Source organism: Collinsella sp. CLA-ER-H9 (assembly GCF_040092295.1).
Lineage (GTDB): Bacteria > Actinomycetota > Coriobacteriia > Coriobacteriales > Coriobacteriaceae > Collinsella.
In genome coordinates this window covers 24,534-30,784 of the sequence record NZ_JBBNLV010000020.1, presented here as the reverse complement: position 1 = coordinate 30,784, position 6,251 = coordinate 24,534, and the positions used below count along the sequence as shown (strand labels likewise).

General features: G+C 58.3%; 4 protein-coding genes. 2 read left to right on the top strand and 2 right to left on the bottom strand.

Annotated features, from left to right (window positions below):
* Positions 1-234: 234 nt before the first annotated feature.
* Positions 235-3,036, bottom strand: a complete 2,802-nt coding sequence (gene ileS, locus AAAX73_RS09105; RefSeq protein WP_349125703.1) for an isoleucine--tRNA ligase — start codon at positions 3,034-3,036, stop codon at positions 235-237.
* Between the two features lie 486 nt (positions 3,037-3,522).
* Between ileS and AAAX73_RS09100 the strand changes: the two genes are divergently transcribed.
* Complete coding sequence (locus AAAX73_RS09100; RefSeq protein ID WP_349125702.1) at positions 3,523-4,605, top strand: iron-containing alcohol dehydrogenase family protein; 1,083 nt, start codon at positions 3,523-3,525, stop codon at positions 4,603-4,605.
* Between the two features lie 343 nt (positions 4,606-4,948).
* On the top strand, positions 4,949-5,551 hold the full coding sequence (locus AAAX73_RS09095) for a Type 1 glutamine amidotransferase-like domain-containing protein (protein ID WP_349125701.1): 603 nt from the start codon (positions 4,949-4,951) through the stop codon (positions 5,549-5,551).
* A gap of 228 nt (positions 5,552-5,779) precedes the next feature.
* Here the strand turns inward: AAAX73_RS09095 and AAAX73_RS09090 are convergent, their stop codons facing one another.
* Entirely contained in the window at positions 5,780-6,241 is a 462-nt protein-coding gene (locus AAAX73_RS09090; protein WP_349125700.1) for a DUF523 domain-containing protein, read from the bottom strand.
* Positions 6,242-6,251: the final 10 nt, after the last annotated feature.

The window sequence follows — 6,251 nt, the reverse complement described above, 5'->3', positions numbered from 1 at the left end:
TTCTTGACGGCCTGAACAATCGTCAATATCGGTCGGAGGGGTGGCTTTGTAAAGCCGTTTGTCTCCACCCGCGTAGCGGGTGGTTCAAAGCTGGCCGCTGCGCGGCCAGCAGACTAAAGTCTTGAAATGAAAGGGCGCTGACCTTTCGGTCGCGCCCTTGAAATTGAACGTCAGATTGTCCAAATGCGGCCCGCGCAGCGTCGGTAGGTTACGGCGTTCTACGAACGCCGTAACCTACAAAGCGTCGGCGCAGCGCTTGCAGATATGCGCGTGGCCGTTGTACTCGCCGACGGTGGTGCGATAGTTCCAGCAACGGTCGCAGCACTCGCCCTCGGCAGCCTCAATAGCAACGGAAAGCTCGTCGCCCTGGGTCAGCTCAACATCGGAGACGATGTAGAACTCGGCCAGGTCGACGGCTTTGTCACCGGTCAGCAGCGCGTACATCTCGGCGGGAACGACCGCCTTGACGCGGACCTGCTGGCTCTTGGTGAAGGTGCCAGCGGAACGGGCATCCTCAAGGGCCTTGGTCACGGCGCTACGGAGCTCGAGCGAAGCCTCGAGCACGCCCTCAAACTCATTGGCCTCGTCGACCGTGATAGGCGACTTGTACCAATCGAGCAGCGCGGCGTACTTCTGGTGATCGACGCAGCCGGCGGGCGCATAGGCCATGGCCTCGTCGACCGTGTAGGACAGGATCGGCTGCAGGTCGCGCATGAGCATCGAGAAGAGCTCGGCCAGCACGGTTTGGGCGCTGCGGCGCTCGAGAGAGCCGGGCTTCTCGCAGTACAGACGGTCCTTCAGGGCGTCGAGATACACGTTGGAGAGCTCGGTAACCACAAAGTCGTAAAGCGCACGGTAGGCGCGCGGGAACTCGTAGCTGGCGTAGGCATCGTCGACCTCGGCCTGGACCTGGGTCAGGCGGGCAACCATGAGCTTGTCGAGCGGCAGCAGGTCGGCAAAGGCGACGCCGTCGGTCTCGGGCTCAAACTGACCCTCGAGCTCGGAGAGCAGGAAGCGCAGCGTGTTGCGGAAACGACGGTAGGCATCGGACGTACGAGCAAGGATCTCGTGGTCGATGGACACGTCGGAGCTGGTATCGACCGAGGCGACCCACAGACGGATGATGTCGGCGCCCATCTCGTCACAGACCTTGTTGGGGTCGATGACGTTGCCGAGCGACTTGGACATCTTGCGGCCCTGGCCGTCGAGCGTGAAGCCCTGCGAGACGACTGCCTTGTACGGAGCGTGACCGTTGGCACCCACCGAGGTCAGCAGCGAGCTCTGGAACCAACCGCGGTGCTGGTCGGAGCCCTCGAGATACACGTCAGCCGGGTACTCAAGCTCGGGGCGATACTCGCATACGGCCTTCCAAGACACGCCGGAGTCCCACCACACGTCGAGGATGTCCTTATCGGCCTTGAGGTGATGGCCGCCGCACTTGGGGCAGACGCAGGCCTCGCCCAGGTAGCTCTCGGGAGCGTCGGTGAACCAGGCGTCGGAGCCCCTCTCATGGAAGAGCTTGATGACGGCGTCGAGCGTGGCATCGTTCATGACCTTCTCGCCGCAGTCGGCGCAGGTGTAGCTGGGGATAGGCACGCCCCAGTTGCGCTGACGGCTGATGCACCAGTCGGGACGCTGCTCGACCATGGCACCGATGCGGTTGGCCGCGTGGGCCGGATACCACTTGACGTTCTCGCGGACCTCTTTGCCAGCCTGCTCGCGCAAACCGGTCTTGTCCATCGAGACAAACCACTGGTCAGTAGCACGGAAGAGCACCGGGTGCTTGCAGCGCCAGCAGTGCGGATAGCTGTGCGTGATCTTCTTCTCGAGGACCAGGGTGCCGCGCTCGCGCAGGAACTCGATGATATGCGGGTTGGCCTCATCGGTATCCATACCGCTGAAGGGACCACCGGTGCCAAACTCCTCGCCGGTGTAGAACTTGCCGTCGTCATCGACCGGCATGCAGATGTCGGTGATGCCTTCCTTGAGGCAGGCGAAGTAGTCGTCGACGCCGTGGCCGGGCGAGTTGTGGACGATACCGGTACCGTCATCGACACCGACGTAGTCGGCCAGGAGCGCCACGCCCTCAACACCGTCAAAGATCGGCTGCTTGTAGTGGATGTGGTGGAACGTCTCGGCGGGAACCACATAGGGCTCGCCGTCGACCATGACCGGGGTGTACTCCCAGCCAAACTCCTCGCAGCACTTGGGAGCCAGGTCCTCGAGCATGACCTCGGCACGGCCATCGTGCTCAACGGCGACATAGGCGGCGCCGGGCTTAAGGGAAACGGCCTGGTCAGAGGGGATGGTCCACGGCGTGGTCGTCCAGATGATAAAGTCGACCGGGCCGTCGAAGTTCTCGAGGCCGGCGGGCTTGGAGGTCATCTCAAAGCGCACGAAGATGGAGGGGCTCGTCTCGTCGGAGTACTCAATCTCGGCCTCGGCCAGCGCGGTGTGGCAGTGCTTGCACCAGTGAACCGGCTTGTGGCCGCGATAGATCATGCCCTTATCGAACATGGCCTTGAAGACCTCGATGTCGGCGGCATCGTGCTGGTGATAGAGCGTCAGATAGGGGTTATCCCAGTCGCCGAGCACGCCCAGACGACGGAAACCGGCCTTCTGCAGCTCGATGTTCTCGACAGCGAACTCGTTGCAGAGCTCACGAATCTTGGCCGTGGGGGTCTGGTTGAACTTCTCGGTGCCGAGCTTCTCCTCGACCTTGTGCTCGATCGGTTGACCATGGCAGTCCCAACCGGGGACATAGGGAACCTCATAGCCCTGCATCATCCAGTAGCGGTTGATCATGTCCTTGGAGATCTTGTTCATGGCGTGGCCGATGTGGATCGGGCCGTTGGCGTACGGAGGACCGTCGTGCAGCACGAACTTCTTGTGACCCTCGTTCTTCTTCAGAACCTGCTCGTAGACCTTGTTGTCCTGCCAGTCCTTGAGTCGCTTGGGCTCGGACTTGGAAAGACCGGCACGCATGGGAAAACCGGTCTTGGGCAGATTCATCGTCTGCTTGTACTCGTTTGCCACGGTACCCCTTTCATGTCGTGGGCGCGCACGCCCTCTGGGCACCAAAAAAAGCGCCCGTCCCTGCAAGCTGGGACGAAGCGCCACAAAACGGGCTGTGCGCCCGCAAAAGCTCTTCGCTTAACCACCCAGCTTAGATGCCCTCGCCCGCTTCTAGCGCGCTCGCATCCGTTACTCGGCTGGCCTGTATCGACGACCATCTCGGCGATATCTACTAAGACGTGCCTGTGCGGCACGTCCGTTGGGACCGCAGCTCCGGGGTGATTTTCATCGGTCGCATGCACGGGTTCTCAGCGCTCCCCGCTCTCTGTAGCATGCGGATGGCCGACTACTCATCCCCATCAACGCTTATGCGGAGTATGCTAGCACGTTCCTCGCCGGCGAAAAACCCTCAACACTGGTTTTATACGTTCGAAATTTCTCGCTATTACAGCCCTGCTCTAGGAGCAAAATACCTGAAAGCACTCTATCGAACGAAAGAAGGTTGCTATGCGCACGATTGGAATGAGCGACTACACCGTTGGCGAGGATTGCTTTGACGAGCTGCCCGCCGCACTGGCGGAGTACGGCGCGACAAAGGTCGCGATCATCGGTGGCAAGCGGGCACTGGCCGCAGCGCTTCCCGGTATCGAAGCTGCGCTGGCAGGTACCGACGTCGAGATTCTGGAGACGCGCGTCTACGGTACCAACAGTACGCGTGCCAATATCGCCAAGGTCGTGAACTCCCCTGCCTGCCAGGAAGCCGACGTGCTCATTGCCTGTGGCGGCGGCAAGGCGCTCGATACCGTGAAGACGGCGGCCATCGAGCTCAAGAAGATCGTCTTCACCGTCCCGACGATTTGTTCCAACTGCTCCGCCGCGACCGCCATTGCCGTTGTCTACAACGACGACGGCTCGCTCGAGGGCTATTCGTACCCCAACCGCCCCGCTCACATCTTCATCAACCCCAAGATCATCGCCGAGGCACCGGCAGAATACTTCTGGGCCGGCGTGGGCGATGCCCTGTCTAAGCAGCCCGAGGTCGAGTACGCCACGAGCGCCGGCAACCTGGAGCACACCGCCGGTCTTGGCCTGGCACTCGCCCACACCTGCTCCGAGCCGCTATTTACCTATGGCGTCCAGGGTCTTGAGGACGTGCGCCAGAACCTGTCGAGCGAGGCCGTCAAGCAGATCGCGCTCGATATCGTGGTCAACACGGGCTATGTCTCAAACCTGACCAACCAGAACGATTACTACTACAACTCAAGTGTGGCGCACGCGTTCTACAACGCCACCTGCAGCATTCCGCGTGAGGGCACCTACCTGCATGGCGAGGTCGTGAGTCTGGGCGTGCTGGTGCTGTTTGCCTACACGGGCGATACCGAGAACCTTGAGCGCTACGCAGCCTTTAACAAGGAGATGGGGCTGCCCGTGACGCTTGAGCAGGTCGGGCTTTCCGAGTCCGATATCCCGGCCCTGTGCGAGTACGCGCACGCCACCAACGAGTGGAAGCAAGGCAATCCGGAGCCCTTCACCGACGAGAAGTTCGCCGCCGCCATCAAGGCCGCCAACGCCTACGGCCACACGCTCTAGTTCTAGGCCAAAACCACCACAAAGGGGATATCCTGCCTTTTATTTTGCGGGATCAAGGTCGCTTTATGCGAACTTGATTGCCACTTATATGGCACATTGATGGCAATTGCTTCGTACGTGCATACCGGGAGCCTGTACACCTCTGGCAAGGCGTAACACACTAGACTTTGTTCCAAAGTCCGTGTGCCAAGGGGGCAGGCCCCTTAGAATTCCTGTGGAGTGTGTACGCACGTACGCAGGAAAACGGCAAAATTTCGCTATATCAGGGCGTTCTTTCATTGGAGAGTATGGTATACACGGCTTAGTTCAACAAATAAGAATTTATATATAAAGGAGAATATTGATGAAACTGTTTTTATGTTCTCACTTTTCAAGTGTAGGAAGTCTGATAAAGGAAGAAATTGAAAATAAAAAAGTCGCATTTATTCCAACAGCTTCGCTGCGTGAAGACTACACCGGTTATGTCGGCTCGGCTCGAAAATTATTCAAAAAGTTGGGAGCAATCGTAACTGAAATTGATATTTCAACGGAGGCTTATTCAACGATACAGTCTCTTTTTGAAGATGCAGATGTGATCTATTTTACCGGCGGAAATTCTTTTTTCCTTATAGACCAGCTCCGTAAAACGGGAACGGATGAGCTGTTGAAGAAAGAATTGGCAAAGGGAAAACTGATGATTGGTGAATCGGCAGGTGCGATTGTATGCGCTCCAAGCATCCAATATATCGAGCAAATGGATGAAAAGCCGGAGGACTACTCACAAGAAGATGATTCAGGGCTTAATTTGATTGATTTCTATGTTCTTCCGCATTATCTAACAGCACCATTTAAGAAAGTTACCGAGATAATAATGACTGAGTTTTCGGATTTGAATCTATGCCCAATTAACAACCGTCAGGGAATTGTAATTGATGGTGAAGGTTCAAAGGTTATTTGCAAAGACTAATTTAAAATTCCAGTTTGCTGCACTCGTTCCTAGCAGGGTTTGGGGCAGGAGGGGCGCAAGAGACGGGAAGGCCGTGTGCGCGTTCCTGCGCGAGGGCCGCGGGGAGGGGCTGCCTGGGTACGGCGCCTGTCAACTCGGTCTACGTCTTTGATGACCGGGTCGTACTCAATATCATCTTCACGGATGATGCCAAAACGGTCACCCGTGGGGAAGTGTTGGGTTCGAGTGCTATGGACAATCTTCCAGCATGCTGGGATCGAACTCGCTAGCCGGAATCACACGGTACCCGTGGCGCAACAGCAGATCGACAAAAACACCGTTGCCCGCGGTGAGCGTACCGCTAAAGGTGCCATCGTAGACGCGACTCGCACCGCACGAGGGGCTACGGTCCTGCAAGACGCACGCAGCGATCTCGGACGGGCCGCCCGCCTGCTCGCACATATCGAGCGCACGTTGGGCACCCAGGCGAAACTCGCGATCGACCGAGATGCCCTCGCAGGTACGGACCTCGCCGTTCACAATCTCGGACGACTTGCGCGGCGTGGGCAGGCCGCCAAAGACCTCAGGGCACACCAAGAGTACCTCGGTCCCCGTGCATTCGCACGCTTCGACCAGCTCGCGATGGTAGTTATCGAGCCCGTTATACTTGCAGCTCTCGCCCATCAAGCAGGCACTTACCACGATCTTCATATTCAACTCT

Bases quoted from the DNA above. Each gene is read 5' to 3' on its own strand.
- AAAX73_RS09090 (WP_349125700.1), bottom strand. From the start codon at position 6,241: ATGAAGATCGTGGTAAGTGCCTGCTTGATGGGCGAGAGCTGCAAGTAT.
- AAAX73_RS09100 (WP_349125702.1), top strand. From the start codon at position 3,523: ATGCGCACGATTGGAATGAGCGACTACACCGTTGGCGAGGATTGCTTT.
- AAAX73_RS09095 (WP_349125701.1), top strand. From the start codon at position 4,949: ATGAAACTGTTTTTATGTTCTCACTTTTCAAGTGTAGGAAGTCTGATA.